The organism is Mizugakiibacter sediminis (genome assembly GCF_000953855.2).
GTDB classification, from domain to species: Bacteria; Pseudomonadota; Gammaproteobacteria; order Xanthomonadales; family Rhodanobacteraceae; genus Mizugakiibacter; species Mizugakiibacter sediminis.
The window spans coordinates 41,524-42,855 of record NZ_DF970277.1 but is presented as its reverse complement, the minus strand read 5'-3'; the positions used below and the strand labels follow the sequence as shown (position 1 = coordinate 42,855).

1 protein-coding gene is annotated in these 1,332 nt (G+C 71.1%); it reads left to right on the top strand.

What is annotated here, in order from left to right; all coding sequences use genetic code 11:
• Positions 1-168 precede the first annotated feature (168 nt).
• Positions 169-1,332: oxidoreductase (locus MBSD_RS15835; protein ID WP_484502477.1), on the top strand; the 1,164-nt coding region annotated here is incomplete at its 3' end.

Genomic DNA, 1,332 nt, shown 5'->3' with positions numbered 1-1,332 from the left:
GCGCTGGCGTGGGCGTGCGCCGGCGTCGCCTACGTGGTGTTCGCCTTCATCGGCATCGGCCAGGAGCCGTTCCTGCTGGCGCTCGGCCTGTGCGCGGCCGGCCTGCCGCTGTACCTGTTCATGCGCCTGCGCCGCAGGCTGCCGCAACCCGCCAAGGCCTGACGCCCGATGCGCGATCCGCGTTACGACATCCTGTTCACGCCGGTGCAGATCGGCCCGGTCACGGCGAAGAACCGCTTCTTCCAGGTGCCGCACTGCAACGGCATGGGCCACGCCATGCCGCTGGCGCACGCGGCGATGCGCGAGGTCAAGGCCGAGGGCGGCTGGGCGGTGGTTTCCACCGAGGAGTGCGAGATCCACCCGAGCAGCGACCTCACCCCCTATGTCGAGGCGCGGCTGTGGGACGACCGCGACATCCCGGCGCTGGCGCTGATGTGCGAGAAGGTGCATGCGCACGGCGCGCTGGCGGCGATCGAGCTTTCGCACAACGGTCCGACCGCCTCCAACCTGTATTCGCGCGAAGTGCTGCTGGCGCCCTCGCACCAGCCGAGCAAATACGGCTACCCGTCGCAGGCGCGGGCGATGACCCGCGACGACATCCGCGCTTACCGCCGCTGGCACCGCGAGGCGGCGCTGCGCGCCAGGCGCGCCGGCATGGACATCGTCTACGTCTACGCCGCGCACGACCTCTCGCTGCCGATGCACTTCCTGCAGCGCCGCCGCAACCAGCGCAACGACGAATACGGCGGCTCGCTGGAGAACCGCGTGCGCCTGCTGCGCGAGGTGCTGGAGGACACCAAGGACGCGGTCGGCGACACCTGCGCGGTGGCGCTGCGCTTCGCCACCGAGGAGCTGCTGGGCGCGGGCGGCGTCGAGCTGGCCGAGGCGAAGGACATCGTCGCCATGCTGGCCGAGCTGCCGGACCTGTGGGACGTCAACATCGCCGCCTGGTACAACGACTCCGTGCCCTCGCGCTTCGCCGCCGAAGGCGCGCAGGAGCCGTTCATCGACTTCGTCAAGCAGACCACCACCAAGCCGGTGGTCGGCGTCGGCCGCTTCACCTCGCCCGACACCATGGTCGCGCAGATCCGGCGCGGCGTGCTCGACCTGATCGGCGCCGCGCGGCCCTCGATCGCCGACCCGTTCCTGCCGCGCAAGATCGAGGAAGGCCGCGTCGAGGACATCCGCGAGTGCATCGGCTGCAACATCTGCGTGTCCGGCGACATGACGATTTCGCCGATCCGCTGCACGCAGAACCCGACCATGGGCGAGGAGTGGCGGCGCGGCTGGCACCCCGAGCGCATCGCGCCGGCGAGGCGCGCCGACCGCGTG